This window comes from Azospirillum sp. UENF 211521 (assembly GCF_058780535.1).
In genome coordinates this window covers 2609369-2630580 of the sequence record NZ_JBSNCF010000001.1, presented here as the reverse complement: position 1 = coordinate 2630580, position 21212 = coordinate 2609369, and the positions used below count along the sequence as shown (strand labels likewise).

The window sequence follows — 21212 nt, the reverse complement described above, 5'->3', positions numbered from 1 at the left end:
GGACGGGCCTCAGGCAATGCCGTGATAATCCTTGTACCACGCGATGAAGCGGGGCAGGCCGACGTCGATCGGCGTCTTCGGCTCATAGCCCAGGTCGCGGCGGCTGACCTCGATGTCGGCGGTGGTTTCCGGCACGTCGCCCATCTGCAGCGGCTCCATGACCTTCACGGCCTCGCGGCCCAGCGACTCCTCGATGATGCCGATGAAGCGCATCAGGTCCTCGGTCCGGTTGTTGCCGAGGTTGTAGACGGCGTGCGGCGCGCCGTTGCCGTCCGGCCGCGCCGGGTGGTCCAGCGCCGCCAGCACGCCCGCCGCGATGTCCTCGACGAAGGTGAAATCCCGCTTCATCCGCCCTTCGTTGAAGACGCGGATTGGGCGGCCCGCCATGATCGCGTCGGCGAACAGGTAGGCGGCCATGTCCGGACGCCCCCAGGGGCCGTAGACGGTGAAGAAGCGCAGGCCGGTCGCCGGGAACTTGTAGAGGTGGCAGTAGGCGTAGGTCATCATCTCCGCCGCCTTCTTGGTCGCGGCGTAGATGGACATGGGGGAGTCGACGCGGTCTTCGACCGAGAAGGGCATCTTCTTGTTGGCGCCGTAGACCGAGGAGGTCGAGGCGTAGACGAAATGCTTCAGCTTCGGCATGCGCCGCGCCGCCTCCAGCAGCGCCACCTGCCCGGTGACGTTGGCGTCCACATAGGCGTACGGGTTCTCCAGCGAGTAGCGGACACCGGCCTGGGCGGCCAGATGCACCACGCCGGTGGCGTCGGCGAAATCGGGGTCCAGCGCCTCGATGGCGCTGCGGTCGGACACGTCGGCCTTGACGAAGCGGAAGCCGGGACGGGTGGCGAGGCGGGCCAGACGGGCTTCCTTCAACGCCACGGAATAGTAGTCGTTGAGGTTGTCGATCCCCAACACCGTCTCGCCGCGATCCAGCAAGGCCGCCGCGACGTGCGAGCCGATGAAACCGGCCGCGCCGGTGACCACGATCGTCATATCCACCACCCTTGACGGGCGCGCGCCGGCCAGACCCAGGGATGAAACGAATGCGCGCGCCTCCAGCCCGTCTTATGCCCGAGCCGATGGTCGGATGCCAGCCCGCAAACAGCGCCCGCCGCTTGACAGCCGCCGGGCGCACCCGATCTACTGCCGCAACCTTAATCACGTTGCCGAGCCGGACATCCATGCCGCCGAAAAAGAATCCCGCAAACCTCAACCCGCTGCAGCTTAAGACGCTGACCCTTCTTCAGGAGCTTGCCCGTCTGGAGCAGAAGCCGGTCGAGGGCGAGGAGGGTGCTTTCCAGGTCACCAACCTGCCGCACGCCCATGGCAACCACTTCCATCTGGGCAGCGCCGTCGTCGCCTCGCGTGACGCCACCGGCCTGACCAACGAGGCCGTCTGGACCATCCTCGAACGCAAGGGCATGCTGCGCCGCGACGCCGGTTACGGCGTGGTGACCGCCGAGGGCATGGCCTACGAGACGGGCCTGCGCGACAGCATCCTGCACCGCTCCGACCACTAAGCGAGGGCGCGCGCCGTGTGCGGCATCTGCGGCTTTCTGGCCGGCCCGGGCTCCGCCTCCGGGCTTGAGGCCACAGCACGGCGCATGGCCGACACCATCGCCCACCGCGGCCCCGACGGGGACGGCGTGTGGGCCGACGGGGAGGCCGGGATCGCGCTTGGCCACCGGCGGCTCGCCATCGTGGAGCTGTCGCCGCTGGGCCGCCAGCCGATGGAATCGGCCGACGGGCGCTGGGTCATCGCCTACAACGGCGAGATCTACAATTTCCAGGACCTGCGGGCGGAACTCGAAGCCGCCGGCCACCGGTTCCGCGGCCATTCCGACACCGAAGTCCTGCTGGAGGGCTGCGCCGCCTGGGGCGTCGAGCGCACCGTGCGGCGTCTGGTCGGCATCTTCGCCTTCGCCCTGTGGGACCGCCGCGAGCGCGCGCTCTACCTTGTCCGTGACCATCTGGGCGTGAAGCCGCTCTACTGGGCGCGGATGGGCGGGACGCTGCTGTTCGGCTCCCAGCCCAAGGCACTGCGCGCCCATCCCTCCTTCACGGCGGCGATCGACCGCGACGCGCTGTCTGCCTATCTCCGTTTCAGCTACGTCCCGGCGCCGCACAGCATCTACCAGGGCGTCCACAAGCTGGAGCCGGGCAGCATCCTGACCGTCCGTCCGGGGCGCGAACCCGAGCGCACCGTCTATTGGGACGCCGGCGACGCGGCGCGGGCCGGCATCGCCGACCGGCTGTCGCTGTCCGACGCCGAGGCGACGGACGCACTGGAGTCCCTGCTCAAGGACGCGGTCGGGCGGCAGATGATGGCCGACGTGCCGCTGGGCGCTTTCCTGTCCGGCGGGATCGACAGCTCCACCGTCGTCGCGCTGATGCAGGCGCAGAGCGCGCGGCCGGTGCGCACCTTCACCATCGGGTTCGGGGAGGACGGCTACGACGAGGCGGTGCACGCCCGTGCGGTCGCCGCCCATCTCGGCACCGAGCACACCGAGCTTCGGGTGGAGGCCAGCCACGCGCTGGAAGTCATTCCCAAGCTGGCCGACTGGTACGACGAACCCTTCGCCGACAGCTCGCAGATCCCGACGCTGCTGGTGTCGGAGATGACGCGGCGCTCCGTCACCGTGGCGCTGTCCGGCGACGGCGGGGACGAGCTGTTCGCCGGCTACAACCGCTACCTCACGGCGCCCGCCCTGTGGCGGCGGATGGCGCCGCTGCCCGCCGGGCTGCGCCGGGGCGCCGCCGGGCTGATCCGCGCCGTCCGGCCCGCGGGCTGGGACGCGCTGGCCGGGCTGATCCCCGAGGGGCGGCGGCCGCGCCAGACCGGCGACAAGCTGCACAAGCTGGCCGGGGTGCTGGACGCCGCCGGACCGGACGCCATCTACCGCCGGCTGGTCAGCCAGTGGCAGGACCCCGACGCGCTGGTCCGCGGCGGGCGGGAGCCGCATGGCCCGGCCTGGGACGACGGGCTGGCCGCCGGCATCCCGGATTTCGTCGAGCGCATGCAGCATCTCGACAGCGTCACCTACCTGCCGGACGACATCCTGGCCAAGGTGGACCGCGCCAGCATGGGCGTGTCGCTGGAGGCCCGCGTGCCGCTGCTCGACCATCGGGTGGTGGAGTTCGCCTGGCGCGTGCCGCAAGCGCAGAAGCTGCGCGACGGCAAGGGCAAGTGGCTACTGCGCCAAGTGCTCTACCGCCATGTCCCGCCGGCCCTGGTGGAGCGGCCCAAGGCCGGCTTCGCCATCCCGCTGGACGGCTGGCTGCGCGGCCCGCTGCGCGACTGGGCGGAGGATTTGCTGGATGAGGGGCGGCTGCGCCGGGAAGGCTTCTTCGACCCCGCGCCGATCCGCGCCTGTTGGGCGGAGCATCTGGCCGGAATCCGCAACAACCAGCACCGGCTCTGGAACGTGCTGATGTTTCAGGACTGGAACCGCCGCTGGGGCAGCGCCGCCGCCCCGGCCCCGCTTGCCGCGAGCGCCGCATGACCATGGAAGACCAGACCAAGAACTCCCGCCGTTTTGCCGAAAAAGGACGACAAGCAGGACCGGCTCGCCGCCCGGCTGCGCGAGAACCTGCGCAAGCGCAAGGAGCAGGCGCGCGGGCGGGAGAAGGACGGCCAGCCGGTCTGACCGTTGCAGGGCCGATGACGCATTTGCCGCATCGGTCCGGTTTCACGCGCACGGTATCGTTGCCGCCGATCCGGAACGGGGCAGGGCGGGGCGATGAGGGTTGAGTCGGCGCGGGCGCGCCTGTGGGGCTATGGCTGCATCATTGCTTCCGCCCTGCTGTTCGGCGTGGCCGGGACAGCGGCCAAGATGATGTTCGTCGCTTCCATGCCGCCGTTGGTGATGATCGCGGTGCGCGCCATGGTGTCCGCCGCCGTGCTGGCCGCGATCATGCTGGCGCTCGGCCGGCCGATCCGGGTGCGGCGGGCGGACCTGCCGTTCCTGGGGGAGCTGGCGGTCTGGCTGACGCTGGTCAACCTGACCTTCTTCTACGCCATCGCCCTGACCAACGTGGCGCTGGCGCTGATGCTGGAATACACCGCGCCCATGCTGATCGTGGCCGCCGGGCTGCTGCTCGGCACCCACCGGATGAACCGGGCGGTGGCGCTGATCCTGGCCGGCAACGCCGCCGGCTGTTTCCTGCTGGTCGGCGCCTACGACCCGGCCCTGTGGTCGGGCAACGCGCTGGGGGCGGCGGTGGGCATGCTCTGCGCCGTGTGTTTCGCCGCCTACAATGTCCGCTGCGCCCACGGCCACCGGCGGGGGCTCGACAGCTGGTCGATGACCTTCTGGCCTTTCTTCGTGTCGGCGCTGTTCTGGCTGCTCGCCACGCCATCCATCGACTACGCGGCGGTCGAGGTGACCTGGGAGACCGTGGGCTTCGTGCTGTTCATCGGCGTGTTCGGCACGGTGGCGCCCTACTGGCTCTATCTGGAAGGGCTGAAGACCATCGAGCCGTTCCCGGCGACGGTGATCGGCATGCTCGATCCCGTCTTCGCCGGGGTGACGGCCTTCCTGCTGCTGGGCGAAACCTTCGAATTGCCCCAGCTCGCCGGGATGGCCGTGGTCTGCGCGGTGATCGTCTTCCTGAAGCGCAACGAGTCCGCCGTGCAGGCTATTCCCCGTCCGGCCGCAGAGCCTTCCTGAGCCAAATCTGCGTGTGCCCCGGCGGATAGCCCTCCATCTCCGCCCACACCGCGTAGCCCTGCTTGCGGTAGAAGCCCGGCGCCTGGAAATCATAGGTGTAGAGGCGCGACCAGCGGCAGCCGCGTTTCACCGCCTCCGCCTCCGCGGCGGCCAGCAGCCGGGCGCCGAGGCCGCCGCCGCGCCGGTCGTCATGGACCCACAGATAGTCCACGTACAGCCACTCCCAGTTCGTGTAACCGGTCAGCCCGGCCATCAGCGCGCCGTCCGCGTCGCGGACGGTCACCTGGAGGTCCCGCAGGTCGTAGGGGGCGGTGAAGCGCTCGTTGAAGGCGCGCAGTTCGCCGTGGATCTGCTTCACCTCGTCCGGGTCGAGCCGTCCGGAGAGGGAGAGGGTCAGCCCGGCCATCATGCTGTCCTGGGTGTTGTCCCGGGCGCTGTCCTGTGTCACGCGGTCCGTCCTTTCAATTGCGGCGGGAGAAGGGCTTCCATGAGAAAAAGCCTCAATTCCTTCCCTTGAGCGCGCCCGCATGCTCCGCTACAACGCCTGACAGATTCAATCCCCGTACAACTCCCGAGACGTCCGCCGACGATGGGCGTGTCGTGGACCCTCGGACCCGCAAGATGGCCTAATCCGCCGGGCTTCGGCCTTTTCGACAGCATCTGACCGGACAAGACAGCTTCATGGACAAGATCCGCATCCGCGGCGGCAAGCCCCTTCACGGGTCGATCACGGTCGGCGGCGCCAAGAACGCGGCGCTGCCCCTGATGACCGCGGCGCTCCTCACCGACGGGACGCTGACGCTCACCAACCTGCCGATCCTCGCGGACATCAACACGCTGTGCAACCTGCTGCTCCAGCACGGCGTCGCGATCCACATGGCCGGGGCGGGCGGGGATTGCGCCGGCCGCGTGGTGGAGTTCACCGCGCGCGACATCACCAACACCACGGCCCCCTACGACCTCGTCCGCAAGATGCGGGCGAGCGTCCTGGTGCTCGGCCCGTTGCTCGCCCGCTGCGGCGAGGCCAAGGTGTCGCTGCCCGGCGGCTGCGCCATCGGCGCGCGCCCGGTGGACCTGCACATCAAGGGCCTGGAGGCCATGGGGGCGGACATCCGCATCGAGGGCGGCTACATCGTCGCCAAGTCGCCGCAGGGCGGCCTGCGCGGTGCGGAGTATGTCTTCCCCAAGGTGTCGGTGGGCGCCACCGAGAACCTGCTGATGGCCGCCACGCTGGCCCGCGGCACCACGGTGCTGGTCAACGCCGCCCGCGAGCCGGAGGTCAGCGACCTCGCCGAATGCCTCGTCAAGATGGGCGCGAAGATCACCGGCATCGGCACCGACCGGCTGACCATCGTCGGCGTCGACCGGCTGAACGGCGCCCGCCACATGGTGGTGCCGGACCGCATCGAGACCGGCACCTACGCCATGGCGGCGGCGATGACCGGCGGCACGCTGGACATCCTGAACACCCGCCTGGACCTGATCAAGGCGGCGGTGACCGCCCTGGTCCCGGCGGGCGTGGAGTTCACCGAGATCGACAACGGAATCCGCGTGTCCCGCGCCAACGGCGAGCTGGTCGGCGTGGACGTGATGACCGAGCCCTATCCCGGCTTCCCCACCGACCTTCAGGCCCAGATGATGGCCCTGATGTGCACGGCCAGGGGTGCCGGCATGATCACCGAGACCATATTTGAGAATCGGTTCATGCACGCGCCCGAGCTGACCCGCATGGGAGCCCGCATCACGGTGCACGGTTCCTCCGCCCTCGTCCGGGGTGTGGAGCGTTTGACCGGCGCGCCCGTTATGGCGACGGATCTCCGCGCGTCGGTGTCGCTGGTCCTGGCCGGTCTTGCGGCGGAAGGGGAGACGACGGTCAACCGCGTCTATCACCTCGACCGCGGCTACGAGCGGCTGGAGGACAAGCTGGCGGCCTGCGGCGCGGACATCGAACGCATCCGGGCGGAGGACGACTGACGGCGTCCTGCGCCCGTCCAGCCGTCCACAGCGAAGGGAAGCCCACGAGGATGCCCATGTCCGCCACGCCGATCCGCCTGCGCGCCCAGGATGCCGAGGATCTGAAAGTCGTCTCCGCCTGCCTGCAGGACGCCATCCTGCCGATCGGCGACATGTGCTTCCTGCCCGAAGAGGCGCGCTTCGTGCTGGTGGCCAACCGCTTCAAGTGGGAGACGGCGGACCGGCGCCGACCCGGCCCGACCGCCGACGACGACCACCTGAACCCCTTCGAGCGCGTCAATTGCGGCGTGCGCATCGAGGGGGTGAAGGCCGTGAAGCTGCGCGGCCTCGACGTGAAGGACCGCGCGCAGATCCTGGAATTGCTTTCCGTCGAGGCGGCCGACGGCGCCCTGGTCCTGAATTTCGCCGGCGGCGCCTGCATCCGGCTTGAAAGCCCGTCCTGGACCTGCTTCGTGGAGGATCTGGGCGAGCCCTGGCCGACCGGCTGCAAGCCGTGCCATCCATTGGAAGACGAACAATAATCGGGAGACCGCCATGAAGGCGCGGGTGAAGTGGGTTGATGGTCGGATGTTCGTCGGCGAGTCCGGCAGCGGCCACGCCGTGGTCATGGACGGCGCACCGGAGGCGGGCGGCCGCAACCTGGGCATCCGTCCCATGGAGATGCTGCTGATCGGCATGGGCGGCTGCACCGGCTTCGACGTGGTGATGATCCTGGAGAAGGGCCGTCAGGCCATCACCGACTGCGTGGCCGAGATCGAGGCCGAGCGCGCCGAGACCGACCCCAAGGTCTTCACGAAGATCCATGTCCATTTCGTGGTGACCGGGCGCCGCCTGGACCCGGCGAAGGTGGAGCGCGCCATCGCCCTGTCGGCCGAGAAATACTGCTCCGCCTCCATCATGCTGGGCGCCACCGCCGCGATCACCCACGATTTCGAGATCGTCGAGGCGCCGTAAGGGCGCCGGCGGCGGAGTTATGGTGGCGGAACCGGCGGGCCCCGCACGGGTTTGGACAGCGTCGATGCCTGTCCCAGCCCATGGAGCCCCGCCGCCATGTCCAGCAACCCCATCGCCGACCGCAACCGGCCCATCGTCGTCGTCACAGGAGCGTCCGCCGGGGTCGGGCGGGCGACGGCGCTTGCCTTCGCGCGGGAATGGGGGGCGGCGGTCGGGTTGATCGCCCGCTCCCGCGACGCGCTGGAGGACGTGGCGGCGGAGATCGAGCGGCTCGGCGGTACGGCGTTGGTGCTGCCCGCCGACGTGGCCGACGCCGAGGCCGTGGAGGCCGCCGCCGCCAAGGCCGAGCGGGAGCTCGGTCCCATCGACGTCTGGGTCAACAACGCCATGGTGACGGTGTTCGGGCGCATCCGCGACCTGACGCCCGAAGAGGTCCGGCGGGTGACCGAGGTGACCTATCTCGGCTCCGTCCACGGCACGATGGCGGCGCTGCGCCGCATGCTGCCGCGCGACCGCGGCCTCATCCTGCAGGTCGGGTCGGCGCTGGCCTACCGCTCCATTCCGCTCCAGGCCGCCTATTGCGGGGCCAAGAGCGCCATCCGCGGCTTTGTCGACAGCCTGCGCTCGGAACTCATCCACGACGGCAGCCGCCTGCGGGTGACCATGGTCCATCTGCCCGCCGTCAACACGCCGCAGTTCGACTGGGCGCGCAGCCACATGCCACACCGGGCCAAGCCGGTCGGCGCCATCTTCGACCCGGACGACATCGGCCACGCCATCGTCCAGGCCGCGGCGGACCCGAAGCGGGAGCACTGGCTGGGATTCACCACGGCGGAAGCGATCATCGGGACCCAGGCGCTGCCCGCCTACGCCGATTACCGGGCGGCCTTCACCGCCTTCGAGGGGCAGGAAACGGAGGAGGCGGAGGCACCCGGCCGGCCCGACAACCTGTTCGAGCCGGTGCCCGGCCTGCATCGCACGCACGGACGCTTCACCGGGCAGGAGGAGCGCTTGTCGCTCAGCACCACGGGAACCGCGGCGCGCGGCATCGCCATCCTCGCCGGCTTGGCCCTGGCCGGGGGGATCGGCTACGCGGCGCGCGCGGCCCTGCGGAAGGAACGCGCCTGATGGCGGCGCCAGCGGAGCGTCAGGGGGTGATGAGCTTCAGCCCGAGGATGCCCGCGACGATCAGCGCGATGCAGCCGAGCCGCAGGATGTCGGCGGACTCCCCGTAGATAAAGATACCGAGGATGATGGTGCCCACCGTTCCGATGCCGGTCCACACGGCGTAGGCGGTGCCGAGCGGCAGCGACTTCAGCGCCATCCCCAGCAGGGCGAGGCTGGCGACCATCGACGCGATGGTCAGCGCGGTGGCGAGCGGGCGGGTGAAGCCCTCCGTCTGCTTCAGGCCGACGGCCCAGCCGATTTCGAAGAGGCCGGCGAAGAACAGGATGACCCAAGGCATGGAACACCTCCGATGGATTGGAGGCAGGGTCGTCCCCGCCGAACTCCCACACCCGAAACGGGTGTGCCGTGGTGAGGTCGTCCTCACGGGAGGGCGACCGGGATATAGGGATGCGGGTGGCCCGGTCAAGCCCCGTCCCAGCGGTGGCCGCTGTCGGTTTCGCACAGCATGGCGACCTCGCGGCGGGGGCAGCGGCGGTCGTCCAAGGGCAGGACCGTGAAGCCGGGCGCGGGGCGCTCGCGGCTGGCCGGCTGCGGCGGGGAGGGCGACTGAGGGGGCGTTGCGATGCGGCGGGTCATGGCGTCACCGGGGCGGAAGGGGCGTTCATCCCACCCTAGCGGCGGCGGCATCCCCGCGCTGTGGCGGGCCTCACAGGACGCGTCAGGCCCGCTTGCGCTCCGTCGCGTCCCTGGGCAGGAACAGGCGACAGGTCAGGACCGGCCCGATCTCGTAGCCGTTCACGCGGGGGAAGCGCTGGGCGACGCGGTCCAGCGCCTCCTTCTGGTTGGCTGCGACGACCAGATAGGCCCGTCCGTCGCGCCAGGAGGCGGCCATGGCGCCGCTCGTGTAGAGCGCGTCCGGGGCGCGGCGGACCGACACCTCCCAGATGGTTCCGGGGCGGGCCTCCAGCCGGTCGAAGACGTGGAAAAGCTCCATCGGCGCCTGCTGGGCCGCGTCGAGCTGCCGCTCCAGAATCTCGGTCTGCCGCTTGGCCTCGGCCAGCGCCTCCTCCAGGCCACCCAGCGTACCGCGCGTCGTCTCCAGCGTCTTCCGGGCCTCCTGGACGCGCTGCTCCATGGTCCGGATGTCCTTTTCGGCGGTGGCGATCTCGCCGCGCGCCGCGCGGACGCGGCGTTCGCCCATGCGGTTCACCAGGACGCTGACCGCCAGCAGCAGCAGCGAGGCGTAGAGGATGATCGCGGTCATGGTGAGCCCGGCCGTGCGCTGTCGTTGGCCCCGCTTGCGGCCGGGATCAACGGGATTGTTTCCGGCTGCGAGGAGAGCACCCCATTGCGCGCGCTGAAGGCGCGCTGGAGCATCGCCGCGGCCGCATCCGGCGTGTCGGCCCAGACGCGGGCGATGTTCCGGCGATCCCAGATGGCCCGCGCGAACAGCATGCGCCGGGGATCGAGCCGGGCGAAGTCCGGGACGGTGCGCAACTCGCTCTCATAGCGCTGGGCGCCGCTCTGCGCGTCGCCGACCTCATGCACCAGGGCGATCTTGGACGCCTTGACCGACGCGATCAGGCCGGTCAGACGACCCCGCTCGGCGGTCAGCCGGTCGAGGGCTTCCTGCCGCGAGGCGGTTTCGGCCTGGGCCACCTCGATGCGGCGGCCGAGGTCGGCGAGGTCGGCGGCCTGGGCCTCCAGCTTGCGCCGCAGCAGCGCCTTGCGGCTGCCGGTGGCGGTCAGGCGCGAGGCCTCGTAGACCACGGCCAAGCCGAGCGCGCCGACGCACAGGACCAGCACGGCGAGGGCGAAGGTGTCCATGTTCATCGCGTCACCATCCGAACCGTCAGCGCCCGCCCGGTGTGCCGGTGATGTTCATCACCCCGGCCAGGGGAGAGGCGGGCGGCGCGGACAGGGATTGCCCGGAACGCCGCGCGGCTTCGAACAGGTCCCGCAGCCCGCGGTCGGGCGCGTGCGCCGGGCTGCCGCCGCGCATCGGTGTGTCCGAAACACCGCCATCCGCTTCCTCGCTGTGCGCCGTCAGCCATGCGGCGGCGGAATCGACCAGCGGCAGCGGCAGCAGCGCCCGCAGCGCCGCGCCGAGCAACGGATCGCGGCGCGCGTAGAGACCGGCCACCGCGAACAGGGCCATCGCCTCCGGCGGGACGCTGTCGTTGGCCATCGCGCCGCGCACGCAGGCCAGCAACTCGTCGATCTCCATGTCCGGCGCCCGCCCGCCCAGCGTCCGCCATCCGTCGGACAGGCGCAGCGCGGCGGCCAGCGTCTCCACGTCCGCGCCGTCCAGCGGCCGGAGCGTCACGACGCCGCCGGGGATCGCCAGGGCGCTGGCGGCGCGCATGCGGTGGGTGTTGGCCTCCTCCAGGAACAGGGCGAGCGCGGTTGGGTCGGTGCGCAGCGCGTCGAGGACGGTCAGCGAGCGGTCGCGCAGAACTTCCGCCCAATCCACCATCTCCGGCGAGGCAAGCACCCGGTCCAGGGCGCCGTCGGCCAGCCGGTTGTCCAGGCGGTTCTGCACGGTGGCCGGAAGGTCGTCCATGCGTCGCGACAAGGCCGGCCACCAGCCCGCGGTGTCGAGAACGCGGATGCAGCCGGGCAGCGGGTCGGCGATCGACAGCAGGGCGGGGTCGCGCAGCATCACCGGCTCCAGCCAGCGCGCCCACAGGCGGCGCGTGTGCGCCTGCCGCCGGCTGGACAGCAGACCGAGAAGCATGGCGCGCACCGGTAACCCGGCCGATCGCTCCGCGGCTCGCGCCGCGCCGGGACGATGGTCGAAGCGCGACAGGAACCGGCGGAAGGCCGCGTACCGGCCGCCCGGCACGCCGTCCCGGTCGGGGCCATCCCGATCAGGGCCATCCCGATCAGGGCCATCCAGGGGGGCACCGTTCCTGCCCGTGCAATCTGGGGTCATGCCGTCCAGGTCCCTGCCATCGGAAATCCCATTTTTGAGGTCCCCGCCCTTGAGATCCATGTCCATACGCGGGTCAACTCCCTCAATTTCGGAGAGTATAAAAGATTACAGTAATACTTGGGTATTCATCAAAGGGCAGAATCGGCCCAAATTCGTGCCAGCTGCCTCTTTTGCATGGCGTTTTGTGACAATTTGCTACAGCCCTGGACGGGTGGGCTTAGGTCTCGTACCGCTTTGGTGCCTTCCTTGTCCGTCGATGCGGAACCATTTGGGTAGGTCGTGCGTGGAGGAGAGCATGGGCCAGGGTATGGACGAAGGTCTGGACGACGAGCCGTTGTTCGGACCCGACGACGGCTTCGCCGACGACTCCACGGCCAACGCCCGGCCAGCGGACCCATGGCCCGTCCTGGTGGTCGACGACGATCCCCAGGTCCACACCATGACCGAGGTTCTGCTGCGCGATTTCGAGTTCGAAGGCCGCCCGTTCGAGGTGGTCAGCGCCTTGTCCGCCGCCGCCGCGCGGTCGCTTCTGCTGACCCGCCCGGACATCCCGGTGGCGCTGCTCGACGTGGTGATGGAGACGGACGACGCCGGCCTGCGTCTGGTCCGCTTCATCCGCGAGGACCTCAACAACCACCGCATGCGCATCATCCTGCGCACCGGCCAGCCCGGACAGGCGCCGGAGCGGGACGTGGTCGTCGCCTACGACATCAACGATTACAAGGCCAAAAGCGAACTCACCGCCCAGCGCCTGTTCACCACGCTGGTCAGCGGCCTGCGGGCGTGGCGCGACATCGTGACCATCGAGCGGCACCGCCAGGGGCTGGAGCGCATCCTCGCCGCCTCCGCCCCGCTGTTCGAAACCCGCTCCATGCGCACGCTGGTGGAAGAGTTGGTGGACCAGCTCAGCAAGGTCGTGGACCACAGCGGCGGCGCCGTCCTGGCCTGCCGCCTGGTGGACCGCGGAGACGGCAAGACGCGGGCCACCGTGGTCGCCGGCTCCGGCCGCTTCTCGCGCTTCGTCGGGCGGCCCGCGTCGGACACGCTGGAACCCGACCTGACCGCCCAGGTGATCGCCGCCTTCGAGACGCAGCAGAGCGATTTCGGATCGTCGCGCTGCATCCTCGCCTTCCGCACGCGGGAGCATGGGACGACGGTCTTCGCGCTGGAGCGCAGCGAGCCCTACCGCGAGGACGATCATCGGCTGCTGGAGCTGTTCTGCGCCCGCGTCATCATCGGCTTCGACAATGTGTGCCTGTACGAGGATCTGGTGGCGCTGAACCAGTCGCTGGAGCGGCGTGTCGGCGAGCGGACGGCCGAGCTGGCCGCCAACCAAGCCGCCCTGGTCGCCGCCAAGGAGCGGGTGGAGCGGGCGCTGGAGGCGGAGCTGGTCGCCCGCGAGCAGCAGCGCCAGTTCGTCACCATGGTCAGCCACGAGTTCCGCACGCCGCTGGCCATCATCGACAGCGCCGCCCAGATGCTGACGCTGCGGGCGGAGCGGGAGACCCCGGACTCGCTGGAACGGCTGCGCGTCATCCGCAGCAGCGTCCAGCGCCTGACCGGGTTGATCGATACGCACCTGACCGACGAGCGGCTGCAGGCCGGGACGCTGCGGGTGCAGCGGGGCGAGGTCGACCTGCGGGCGCTGCTGCGCTCGGTGACGGAACCCTTCCGCACCGCCTACACCGGCTGCGACTTCCATCTGGACCTCGACCGGCTGCCGCCGATGGTGATGGCCGACGGGCATCTGCTGGGCATGCTGTTCAGCAACCTGCTGAACAACGCCTTCAAGTACTCGGACGGCGACTGCCGCATCACCGTGCGCGGCCAGAGCGAAGGGTGCATGGCGGTGGTCGAGGTCGCCGACCAGGGCCGCGGCATTCCGCAGCACGAACTGCCCCTGCTGTTCGAGCGGCATTACCGGGGAACCGGCTCGGCGGGCGTGCCGGGGACGGGGATCGGACTGCACACGGTCCGGCAGATCATCCTGCTGCACGGCGGCTCGATCAGCGCCGAGAGCACGGTCGGGCAGGGCAGCCTCTTCCGCGTCCGTCTTCCCGTGAAAGGCTGATCGCGCAAGGCCGCTCCGCCGCCGTCCACCCCTGATAATCCTTCCAGCGCGGCGGACGGAAATGTAACGTGCTCATAACAAGGCCGACGCGATGTCCGGAAACCGGTCCGGACCCTTCTGACGCGGCGGACGGCCTTTTCGCACTCCAACGGAAGAACCGTGGACTCCATTATGCTCGCTCAGCAATATGCCGGGATCAAACGGGACCTTGACGAGAAGGGCATCATTTTCTCGTTCAGTGGCTATCTGTCCGAGGGGATACTCTATTCCCTGGGCGAGGCCTTGCGGGAAAAGATGACGCTGGAGGAAACCGACGGCCCGACGGTCCGCCGGGTCTTCGCCGTCTTCGTCGAGCAGATGCAGAACATCATCCGCTATTCGGCCGAGAAGGTGACCGGCGCGCGCGAGAAGCCGGTCGAACTCAGCGCCGGGATGGTCACCATCGGCATGGAAGGCGGGAAGGTCTTCATCGTCTGCGGCAACACCGTGTACAACGCCGACGTGCCGCGCCTGCGCGACCGGTTGGAGCATCTCAAGGGCTTGGACAAGGACGCGCTCAAGACCTATTACCGGGAGCAGCTGCGCGAAAACCCGGAAGAGGGGGCGCGGGGTGCGAACATCGGGCTGATCGAGATTGCGCGGCGCGCCAGCGAACCCATCGAGTACGACTTCCTCGAACTGGACGACGGCAAAAGCTTCTTTTGTCTCAAGGCTCGGATCTGAGAGCGGCTGTGGATACCCGGACGACCATGGAATCCCTGAAATTACCCGCAACCGGCCGGACGCCCGAGGTCGATTTCGACTTCGCCCAGGGCGTGCTCCGCCTCAGCGGCGAGTCCTATCCCGACGACGTCGCGACCTTCTTCGGCCCGATCTTCGCAGCGCTCCGCAGCTTCCTTGCCGAGGAGGGCGGCCACCCCATCCGCTTCGACATGGAGCTGCTGTATTTCAACAGCTCCAGCGCGAAGGCCCTGATGAACATCTTCCAGATGCTGGAGACGGCGGCCGGCAACGGGCGCAGCATTTCCGTCACCTGGTGTTACGAGGAAAACGACGATTCGATGCAGGAGCTGGGCGAGGACTTCGCCGAGGACCTGGAGCATGTCGCCTTCACGCTGAAACAGATTCCCGCAGACGGGGCGTCATGACCTTCAACCTCTTCGCCGCTGAGGAGCAGGCCATCGAGCAGGCCCGCCTTCTGGGGGAGAGGCTGGGCACCGCCGCGCCCGAGCTGCGCGCCGACTTCGAGGCGCTGGTGGAGGCGTTCCAGCGCAGCACGCGCGAGCAGCGCCGGCTGGTCCGGGTCAGCGACCGGCTGCAGGCGCAGCTCGGCTCGGCCAACCAGGAGCTGGAGCGCCGGCGGCAGGAGGCGGAGACCGCGCTGGCCGACCTGCGCGAGGCGCAGGAGGCGATGGTCCGCGCCGAGAAGCTGGCCTCCCTGGGCGCCCTGGTGGCCGGGGTGGCGCACGAGATCAACACGCCGGTGGGCATCGCCGTGTCCTGCGCGTCGCACCTGTCCGACGCCACCGCCGGGCTGCGCCGGCGCGCCCAGTCGGGCGAGCTGAGCAAGGCGGACTTTTCCCGCTATCTGGCCACCGCCACGGACACCGCGGCGCTGATCCTGACCAATTGCGAGCGGGCGGCCAAGCTGATCGCCAGCTTCAAGCAGGTGGCGGTCGACCGCGCCAGCGCCGAACGGCGGGCCGTCAACCTCAACCGCTACATCCAGGAGACTTTGGTCAGCCTGGAGCCCAAGCTCCGCCAGGGCCGGCACACCATCGGCGTGTCCTGCCCGGACGGGCTGGTGGTCGACAGCTACCCGGGCGCGCTGTCGCAGATCCTGACCAACCTCGTGATGAATTCCGTCACCCACGCCTTCGTCGACGCGCAGGGAGCGGAGGGGCAGGGCGGCGTCCTGTCGATCACCGTGGACGAGCCGGAGCCCGGCACCGTCCGGCTGGTCTATGCCGACAACGGCCGCGGCATTCCGCCCGACCATCTGCCCCGGATCTTCGACCCCTTCTTCACCACCCGGCGCGGCGAAGGAGGCAGCGGGCTCGGCCTGCACATCGTGCATAATCTGGCGGTCGGGGCGCTGAAGGGCACGATCGTGGCGGACAGCGCGCCGGGGCAGGGGACGCGCTTCGTCCTGACCTTCCCGAAGAACACGCCCCCGGACGAGACGGCCGCCTGAACCCACCGCCTGAACCCGTCGCCTGAACGGTGTCAGACCATCCGGACGGGGGCGGAGAACACGTAGCCGACGCCGTGGACCGATTTGACCGGGGCGGTCTCGCCGATGGCGTTCTCCACCTTGTGGCGCAGCCGTCCGACCACCGTGTCGATCGAACGGTCGTCGGGATTCCAACGGCGGTTGTAGAGCGCCACGGAAATCTGGTCACGAGTCGCCGGCTGGCGGGCCTGCCCGGCCAGCAGCGAGACCAGCTTCATCTCCATGCTCGTCAGGCTGACCCGCACGCCCGCCGGGCTGGTCAGCGCCCAGGCCGTGGCGTCCAGGACCCAGCTGGCCTCGTCCGCGGAGGGCTGGCCGGAAGGTTGCGGGGCCGGCGTGGCGATGGCGGCGTTGCTGGTCTCCAGACGGCGGAGCAGGGCCTTGGCCTGAGCCTCCAGCTCACGCATTTCCACGGGCTTCACCAGATAGGCGTCGGCGCCCAACTCCAGCCCGACCACCCGGTCGACGGTGGAGCCGCGGGCGGTCACCATGATGATTCCGATGGCGGGATTCTCGCGCAGCCGCGTGGCGATCTTGAAACCGTCCTCACCCGGAAGATTGACGTCCAGAACAACCAAGGAGACCGGGCGCGAGGCGATCTGTTCGTCCAGTTCGCGCCCATTCTTCGCCCCGACCGCATCGAAGCCGCAACTGCGCAGATACTCGATCATGTCACGTCGCAGAGACGCCTCGTCCTCGACGACAACGATCGTAACGGCCGCCATCCCCTCTGCTCCCCCGTTACCGGTGCTTATTGTTCATAGGGCCGGCGCGGAAACTATATGAATTCGAATGGTAGGTCGAGCGACTTCGCCCCACGACGGCCCCCCTGCTGCACTATCACGCAACCCTCTCACGCTTAGTTACGCGATTTCCCACAGTGTGTTCCGCGTCGGGACCGCCGGATCGTCGGCCAGCCGGACGCGGAAGCCGACCATGGTGATGTCGTCGCGCTGCGGGCGGTCGCCCTGGAAGCCGGACAGGCTGGATTCGATAAGCTCCTTCTGCCGGTCGAGCGGCAGCGCGCGGCATTCCTCGACCACGCCGTGCAGCCGGCGCTTGCCGAAGCTCCGCCCCCGTTCCCCGCCGCACTGGTCGGTCAGGCCGTCGGTGCAGATGTAGAAAGTCTGGTCGGGCTGCAGGTCCAGGCTGTGATTCGTGAAGGGCGGGGTCGGGCCGGACGCGCGGTAGCCCAGGCTGCGGCGGTCGGCGCGGATCTCGGTCAGCCCGTCCGGGCCGGCGATGGCCAGCGGCAGGCGGGCGCCGGCATAGACGAGCCGCCGCCGCGCCGGCTGGACGTAGCACAGCGCCAGGTCCAGCCCGTTGTCGAAGCCGCCCTCCCAGCTCGCCGCATCGCCGTCCTGATGCAGGGCCGCCCGCACCTTCTCGTCCACCGTGGCGAGCAGCGCCGCGGGATCGGCGGCGCCCATGCCGTCGACCACGTTGTTCAGCACCGCGCTGGCCGTCATGGTCATGAAGGCGCCGGGCACGCCGTGACCCGTGCAGTCGGCGACGCCGATCAGGAAGCCGTCCTCGACCTCGCGGTAATAGTAGAAATCGCCGCTGACCACGTCGCGCGGCCGCCACAGCACGAAATGCTGGGCCAGCCCGCTGTCCAGAACCTCGGGTTTCGGCAGGATCGAGGACTGGATCAGCTGGGCGTAGTTGATGCTGTCCATGATGCGGCGGTTGATGTCGGCCAGAGCCTCCGTCCGCTCCTGGACGCGGGATTCCAGGGTCTGGGTGTAGTCCTGGACCGTTTCGGCCATGCGGTTGAAGGTTTTGGTCAGGACGCCGATCTCGTCCTCCCGCTCGGTGGCGAGGCGGGCGCCGTAATCGCCGCGGGAGACCGCCTGGGTCGCCTGGGTCAGCCGCCGCAGCGGCCCGAGCACGACGCGGTTCAGCATGACGCTGATGATGGCGATGGCGGTGACCAGGGACAGCAGCAGCAGCCCGACCACCGGCAGCAGGGCCTCCAGCGTGTTGCGGTGGACCTCCTCCGTCGAATAGAGCAGCCGCAGCGTGCCCACCTGCCGGGTCACCCCGTCGCGCCCGCGCAGGTCGATGACCTTCTCGATGGTGGTGGAGTCGGCGGAGGTCCTGGGGTTGCCGGACACCGCCATCGGTTCGCTGTGCCCCGGCTCGAAGACGGAGACGGCGAGAATGGCCGGGTCGCGCTCGCGCAGCGAATCGATGATGTTGCGGACGGCGCGGTCGTCGATCTCCCAGATCGGGTTGGCCAGCGCGTCGGTCTGCATGGCGGCGACCAGCTGCGCCCGCTTGGTCAGCGCCGAGAACTGCTGGTGCTCCACGATGTTGGCCGACACGGCCACGGCGACCACCCCCACGGCGGCGGCGGTGACCAGGATGATGCTGCCGATGCGGGTCAGCAGCGAGCGGTCACGCCGGCCGACGGCGAGGGCGCGCAGTTCGGTCATTGGGTGATTCCCTGGCGGGCCCACAGCGCCGGAAGGGCGCCGCTGCGCTCCAGCCGATCAAGGGTGTCGTTGACCCAGGCGACGCCGACCGGGCCATCGCGGCGGACCAGGATGGTGTGCTCGTAGATCTGGTCGGTGCGGTCGGACACCAGGAGTTGCGGCGCCATGTCGGGGTTGGCCTTGAGGAATTGCGCCAGGAAGGAGCGGGTGACGATGGCCAGCGCGGCCCGCCCGGCGGCGACGCTGCGCACGTTGCCCTCATGCGTGACGGTCAGCCGGGTGTTGAAGCGCTTTTCCAGGATCTCCGGGTCGGCGGTCATGCCGGCGAAGGCGTAATGATAGCCGAGCCGCCCGAGGATCGTCTTGTCGTCGAGCCGGTCGAAATAGCTCTGGTCCATGCCCGGGCCGGCCTTGGCGACGAACACCTCCGCGTCGCGCAGATACACCCGCGAGGCGTCCACCGGGCGCCCCTTCCATCCCCAGGCGAGGCTTTCGAAGGCGATCAGGTCGAAGCGGCCCCGCTCCATGTCCTCGTAGCGCCGCTGGGGAGAGGTGCGGACCAGCTCGAATCGGAAGTCGGTCTGCTCTGCGTTCAGCAGGTCGAGCAGGGCCTGTGTGACGCCGCCGCCGGATTCGGTGACATAGGGGGGAACTCGTAGGCGCCGACCTTGATGGTCACCGGTACGGCGACCGGGCCGGCCGGGGAGTCGGCTGTTGCAGCGAGGCCGGACGAGGGCAGGCCGCCCGCCGTCAGTCCGGCGAGCGCCAAAGCCAGTATCGTTCGGCGGGCAACCGCTTTTGCCATCCTCAGCCCCGATGCTGATCGCACGATTGTGCGGAAATTCTACGGCATTTTACCAATGTATGCGCGTATGCAGCAATCTTTGTCGTTGAATGTGAAAGAAGATTTTTACCATTAGGCCGCTTCGGTTTCCCGCTCCTCGGCCGCCAGCGCGCCGATCTCGTCGCCGCTCAGCGTCTCGCGTTCCAGCAGGGCGGCGGTGATCCGCTCCAGAGCGACGCGGTCGGCGGCCAGGATGCGGCGGGCGCGCTCCATCCCCTCGTCGGTGATGCGGCGGACCTCCTCGTCGATGCGCCAGGCGGTGCGTTCCGAGCGCACGACGGCGGGGTCGTTGCCGGCGTGGGCGACATAGCCGATGGCGTCGCTCATCCCCCAGGCGGTGACCATGCGGCGGGCGAGGTCGGTGGCGGCGCGGAAGTCGGCCTCGGCCCCGGTGGTGACGGCGTCCGGCCCGAAGACCAGATCCTCCGCCGCGCGCCCCGCCATGGCGACGGCGATGTCGGCGAGCAGCTTGGCGCGCGACACCGACACGCGGTCGCCCTCCGGCAGCCGCACCACCATGCCCAGCGCGCGGCCGCGCGGGATGATGGTGGCCTTGTGGATGGGGTCGGCCTCCGGGCAGCGGATGGAGACCAGCGCGTGACCGGCCTCGTGATAAGCGGTCAGGCGCCGCTCGTGATTGGACAATGCGAGGCTGCGCCGCTCGTTGCCCATCAGGACGCGGTCCTTCGCCGCCTCGAAATCGGCCATGCCGACGATGACCCGCCCGTTGCGCGCGGCGGACAGCGCGGCCTCGTTGGTCAGGTTGGCCAGTTCGGCGCCGGAGAAGCCGGGCGTGCCCCGCGCCACCGTGCGGACGCAGACGTCGGGGGCGAGGCGCAGCCGGCCCGCGTGGACGTCCAGGATGGCCTCGCGGCCGGCCACGTCGGGCAGCGCGACGTGGATGTGGCGGTCGAAACGGCCCGGCCGGGTCACGGCGGGGTCCAGCATCTCGGCGCGGTTGGTCGCGGCGATCACCACCACCTCGCCGCCGCCCGCGCCGCCGTTGACGATGCCGTCCATCTCGACCAGGAGCTGGTTCAGCGTCTGCTCCCGCTCCGAATGGGAGTTGGATTCGCCGCGCTTGCCGGCCAGGGCGTCGACCTCGTCGATGAACAGCAGGCAGGGGGCGGCGGCCCGCGCCGTCTTGAAGACGCTGCGCACCCGCGCGGCACCCAGCCCGACGAACATCTCCACGAAGTCGGAGCCGGAGACGGTGAAGAAGGGCACCCCGGCCTCGCCGGCAGCGGCCTTGGCCAGCATCGTCTTGCCGGTGCCCGGCGGGCCGACCAGCAGGATGCCCTTGGGCACGCGGGCGCCGGCCATGGCGAAGCGGCGCGGGTCGCGCAGGAACTCGACGGTCTCGCGAAGCTCGTCCTTCGCCTCGTCCACCCCGGCGACGTCGGCGAAGACGGTGCCGGTGTCGCTCGGGCGGACGCGGGTGGCCCGGCTGCCGCCGAGAAACTGCCCGCCGCTGAGCAGAAGCGCGCCGATCAGCAGGCCGATCACCAGGAAGGGCGCCAGCTTCTCCAGGACGGAGACGGTGCCGGAAACCAGCCCGCCGGCGTCCTCCTCGAAGGCGATGGCGATCTTGCGCCCGCGCAGTTCCTTCAGAAGATCGTCGGTGACCGGAACGACGGCGCGGAGCCGCTGGCCGTCCGGCGTGACGGCGTGCGCCCCGTCACCGCGGAAGGTGACCGAGGCGATGTCTCCCCGTTCGGCCGCCGCCACCAAGTCGCTGTAGGTCGCGATCTCCTCGGCGCCGTCGCGCGCGTAGTCGGCCCAGGCCGCAATGGCGAACCAGCCAAGCAGAAGCGCAGCAACGGCGGCGAGGGCGATCAGATACTTTTTCGGGATCGGCGGCATGGCGTCCTACAAAGGCAGCGAAAACCGTTTCCGGCACATCGCTGTCATTGATGAAGGCGCCACCGCCCGGCATCAACCGCATTCGGTCCAGGACTATTCTTT

General features: G+C 69.6%; 22 protein-coding genes. 11 read left to right on the top strand and 11 right to left on the bottom strand.

The window, feature by feature from the left end; genetic code table 11:
• Window positions 1-9: 9 nt before the first annotated feature.
• Window positions 10-993 carry an SDR family NAD(P)-dependent oxidoreductase gene (locus ACWPN5_RS12375; protein WP_145686958.1) on the bottom strand — a complete coding sequence of 328 codons (984 nt, stop codon included), beginning with the start codon at window positions 991-993 and terminating at the stop codon, window positions 10-12.
• 188 nt (window positions 994-1181) lie between these two features.
• On the opposite strand from ACWPN5_RS12375, the gene ACWPN5_RS12370 reads away from it, so the two are divergent.
• The 3 genes from ACWPN5_RS12370 (at window position 1182) to ACWPN5_RS12360 (ending at window position 4670) form a co-directional block, all read left to right on the top strand.
• On the top strand, window positions 1182-1520 hold the full coding sequence (locus ACWPN5_RS12370; RefSeq protein ID WP_014240524.1) for a hypothetical protein: 339 nt from the start codon (window positions 1182-1184) through the stop codon (window positions 1518-1520).
• 15 nt (window positions 1521-1535) lie between these two features.
• A complete protein-coding gene (asnB, locus tag ACWPN5_RS12365; RefSeq protein WP_492295592.1) occupies window positions 1536-3503 on the top strand; it encodes an asparagine synthase (glutamine-hydrolyzing) in 1968 nt (655 codons plus the stop codon).
• Window positions 3504-3740: 237 nt separating this feature from the next.
• Window positions 3741-4670, top strand: a complete 930-nt coding sequence (locus ACWPN5_RS12360; protein WP_492295591.1) for an EamA family transporter — start codon at window positions 3741-3743, stop codon at window positions 4668-4670.
• Here ACWPN5_RS12360 and ACWPN5_RS12355 read toward each other — a convergent pair.
• On the bottom strand, window positions 4639-5118 hold the full coding sequence (locus ACWPN5_RS12355) for a GNAT family N-acetyltransferase (RefSeq protein WP_492295589.1): 480 nt from the start codon (window positions 5116-5118) through the stop codon (window positions 4639-4641). The genes ACWPN5_RS12360 and ACWPN5_RS12355 overlap by 32 nt on opposite strands.
• 233 nt (window positions 5119-5351) lie before the next feature.
• Between ACWPN5_RS12355 and murA the strand changes: the two genes are divergently transcribed.
• The 4 genes from murA to ACWPN5_RS12335 all read left to right on the top strand — a co-directional run bounded on the left by murA (window position 5352) and on the right by ACWPN5_RS12335 (window position 8726).
• Entirely contained in the window at window positions 5352-6644 is a 1293-nt protein-coding gene (murA, locus tag ACWPN5_RS12350) for a UDP-N-acetylglucosamine 1-carboxyvinyltransferase (protein ID WP_492295587.1), read from the top strand.
• Between the two features lie 50 nt (window positions 6645-6694).
• Window positions 6695-7165: a DUF2948 family protein gene (locus ACWPN5_RS12345; RefSeq protein ID WP_247888365.1), complete on the top strand. Its 471-nt coding sequence runs from the start codon at window positions 6695-6697 to the stop codon at window positions 7163-7165.
• A gap of 13 nt (window positions 7166-7178) precedes the next feature.
• Window positions 7179-7598 (top strand): OsmC family protein, encoded by a 420-nt coding sequence (locus tag ACWPN5_RS12340; RefSeq protein ID WP_145686951.1) that lies wholly within the window; start codon window positions 7179-7181, stop codon window positions 7596-7598.
• Window positions 7599-7694: 96 nt separating this feature from the next.
• Window positions 7695-8726 carry an SDR family oxidoreductase gene (locus ACWPN5_RS12335; protein ID WP_492295584.1) on the top strand — a complete coding sequence of 344 codons (1032 nt, stop codon included), beginning with the start codon at window positions 7695-7697 and terminating at the stop codon, window positions 8724-8726.
• A gap of 19 nt (window positions 8727-8745) precedes the next feature.
• On the opposite strand, the gene sugE is transcribed toward ACWPN5_RS12335, so the two are convergent.
• The 5 genes from sugE to ACWPN5_RS12310 form a co-directional block, all read right to left on the bottom strand.
• Window positions 8746-9063 (bottom strand): quaternary ammonium compound efflux SMR transporter SugE, encoded by a 318-nt coding sequence (sugE, locus tag ACWPN5_RS12330; protein ID WP_492295582.1) that lies wholly within the window; start codon window positions 9061-9063, stop codon window positions 8746-8748.
• A 125-nt stretch (window positions 9064-9188) separates the two neighbouring features.
• Window positions 9189-9362 (bottom strand): hypothetical protein, encoded by a 174-nt coding sequence (locus ACWPN5_RS12325; protein WP_492295580.1) that lies wholly within the window; start codon window positions 9360-9362, stop codon window positions 9189-9191.
• 82 nt (window positions 9363-9444) lie between these two features.
• Window positions 9445-9990 (bottom strand): hypothetical protein, encoded by a 546-nt coding sequence (locus tag ACWPN5_RS12320; RefSeq protein ID WP_492295578.1) that lies wholly within the window; start codon window positions 9988-9990, stop codon window positions 9445-9447.
• Entirely contained in the window at window positions 9987-10559 is a 573-nt protein-coding gene (locus ACWPN5_RS12315; RefSeq protein WP_492295576.1) for a hypothetical protein, read from the bottom strand. The genes ACWPN5_RS12320 and ACWPN5_RS12315 overlap by 4 nt, the downstream gene beginning before the upstream one ends.
• 19 nt (window positions 10560-10578) lie before the next feature.
• The gene (locus tag ACWPN5_RS12310; RefSeq protein WP_145686938.1) at window positions 10579-11571 is read right to left on the bottom strand and encodes a hypothetical protein; all 993 of its coding nucleotides are present in this window, start codon (window positions 11569-11571) and stop codon (window positions 10579-10581) included.
• A gap of 385 nt (window positions 11572-11956) precedes the next feature.
• Between ACWPN5_RS12310 and ACWPN5_RS12305 the strand changes: the two genes are divergently transcribed.
• The 4 genes from ACWPN5_RS12305 to ACWPN5_RS12290 all read left to right on the top strand — a co-directional run bounded on the left by ACWPN5_RS12305 (window position 11957) and on the right by ACWPN5_RS12290 (window position 15926).
• Window positions 11957-13732: an ATP-binding response regulator gene (locus tag ACWPN5_RS12305; RefSeq protein ID WP_145686936.1), complete on the top strand. Its 1776-nt coding sequence runs from the start codon at window positions 11957-11959 to the stop codon at window positions 13730-13732.
• A 159-nt stretch (window positions 13733-13891) separates the two neighbouring features.
• A complete protein-coding gene (locus ACWPN5_RS12300) occupies window positions 13892-14455 on the top strand; it encodes a SiaB family protein kinase (protein ID WP_492295573.1) in 564 nt (187 codons plus the stop codon).
• A gap of 26 nt (window positions 14456-14481) precedes the next feature.
• Window positions 14482-14880, top strand: coding sequence for a DUF1987 domain-containing protein (locus ACWPN5_RS12295; RefSeq protein WP_145686933.1), 399 nt, complete (start codon window positions 14482-14484; stop codon window positions 14878-14880).
• Complete coding sequence (locus tag ACWPN5_RS12290) at window positions 14877-15926, top strand: sensor histidine kinase (protein WP_145686931.1); 1050 nt, start codon at window positions 14877-14879, stop codon at window positions 15924-15926. The genes ACWPN5_RS12295 and ACWPN5_RS12290 overlap by 4 nt, the downstream gene beginning before the upstream one ends.
• Window positions 15927-15958: 32 nt before the next feature.
• Here ACWPN5_RS12290 and ACWPN5_RS12285 read toward each other — a convergent pair whose 3' ends face one another.
• From ACWPN5_RS12285 to ftsH, 4 genes are all read right to left on the bottom strand, one after another.
• A complete protein-coding gene (locus ACWPN5_RS12285) occupies window positions 15959-16690 on the bottom strand; it encodes a response regulator transcription factor (protein ID WP_145686929.1) in 732 nt (243 codons plus the stop codon).
• 138 nt (window positions 16691-16828) lie between these two features.
• Window positions 16829-18403 carry a SpoIIE family protein phosphatase gene (locus ACWPN5_RS12280; RefSeq protein ID WP_145686927.1) on the bottom strand — a complete coding sequence of 525 codons (1575 nt, stop codon included), beginning with the start codon at window positions 18401-18403 and terminating at the stop codon, window positions 16829-16831.
• Window positions 18400-18930 (bottom strand): hypothetical protein, encoded by a 531-nt coding sequence (locus ACWPN5_RS12275; protein ID WP_492295570.1) that lies wholly within the window; start codon window positions 18928-18930, stop codon window positions 18400-18402. The genes ACWPN5_RS12280 and ACWPN5_RS12275 overlap by 4 nt, the downstream gene beginning before the upstream one ends.
• Window positions 18931-19319: 389 nt before the next feature.
• Window positions 19320-21110, bottom strand: coding sequence for an ATP-dependent zinc metalloprotease FtsH (ftsH, locus tag ACWPN5_RS12270; protein ID WP_145686923.1), 1791 nt, complete (start codon window positions 21108-21110; stop codon window positions 19320-19322).
• Window positions 21111-21212 lie beyond the last annotated feature (102 nt).

Excerpts from the sequence above, each read along its gene's own strand:
- ACWPN5_RS12375 (WP_145686958.1), bottom strand. The coding sequence starts at position 993 with ATGACGATCGTGGTCACCGGCGCGGCCGGTTTCATCGGCTCGCACGTC.
- ACWPN5_RS12370 (WP_014240524.1), top strand. The coding sequence starts at position 1,182 with ATGCCGCCGAAAAAGAATCCCGCAAACCTCAACCCGCTGCAGCTTAAG.
- ACWPN5_RS12360 (WP_492295591.1), top strand. The coding sequence starts at position 3,741 with ATGAGGGTTGAGTCGGCGCGGGCGCGCCTGTGGGGCTATGGCTGCATC.
- murA (WP_492295587.1), top strand. The coding sequence starts at position 5,352 with ATGGACAAGATCCGCATCCGCGGCGGCAAGCCCCTTCACGGGTCGATC.
- ACWPN5_RS12345 (WP_247888365.1), top strand. The coding sequence starts at position 6,695 with ATGCCCATGTCCGCCACGCCGATCCGCCTGCGCGCCCAGGATGCCGAG.
- ACWPN5_RS12340 (WP_145686951.1), top strand. The coding sequence starts at position 7,179 with ATGAAGGCGCGGGTGAAGTGGGTTGATGGTCGGATGTTCGTCGGCGAG.
- ACWPN5_RS12335 (WP_492295584.1), top strand. The coding sequence starts at position 7,695 with ATGTCCAGCAACCCCATCGCCGACCGCAACCGGCCCATCGTCGTCGTC.
- sugE (WP_492295582.1), bottom strand. The coding sequence starts at position 9,063 with ATGCCTTGGGTCATCCTGTTCTTCGCCGGCCTCTTCGAAATCGGCTGG.
- ACWPN5_RS12325 (WP_492295580.1), bottom strand. The coding sequence starts at position 9,362 with ATGACCCGCCGCATCGCAACGCCCCCTCAGTCGCCCTCCCCGCCGCAG.
- ACWPN5_RS12320 (WP_492295578.1), bottom strand. The coding sequence starts at position 9,990 with ATGACCGCGATCATCCTCTACGCCTCGCTGCTGCTGCTGGCGGTCAGC.
- ACWPN5_RS12315 (WP_492295576.1), bottom strand. The coding sequence starts at position 10,559 with ATGAACATGGACACCTTCGCCCTCGCCGTGCTGGTCCTGTGCGTCGGC.
- ACWPN5_RS12305 (WP_145686936.1), top strand. The coding sequence starts at position 11,957 with ATGGGCCAGGGTATGGACGAAGGTCTGGACGACGAGCCGTTGTTCGGA.
- ACWPN5_RS12295 (WP_145686933.1), top strand. The coding sequence starts at position 14,482 with ATGGAATCCCTGAAATTACCCGCAACCGGCCGGACGCCCGAGGTCGAT.
- ACWPN5_RS12290 (WP_145686931.1), top strand. The coding sequence starts at position 14,877 with ATGACCTTCAACCTCTTCGCCGCTGAGGAGCAGGCCATCGAGCAGGCC.
- ACWPN5_RS12285 (WP_145686929.1), bottom strand. The coding sequence starts at position 16,690 with ATGGCGGCCGTTACGATCGTTGTCGTCGAGGACGAGGCGTCTCTGCGA.
- ACWPN5_RS12280 (WP_145686927.1), bottom strand. The coding sequence starts at position 18,403 with ATGACCGAACTGCGCGCCCTCGCCGTCGGCCGGCGTGACCGCTCGCTG.
- ACWPN5_RS12275 (WP_492295570.1), bottom strand. The coding sequence starts at position 18,930 with ATGGAGCGGGGCCGCTTCGACCTGATCGCCTTCGAAAGCCTCGCCTGG.
- ftsH (WP_145686923.1), bottom strand. The coding sequence starts at position 21,110 with ATGCCGCCGATCCCGAAAAAGTATCTGATCGCCCTCGCCGCCGTTGCT.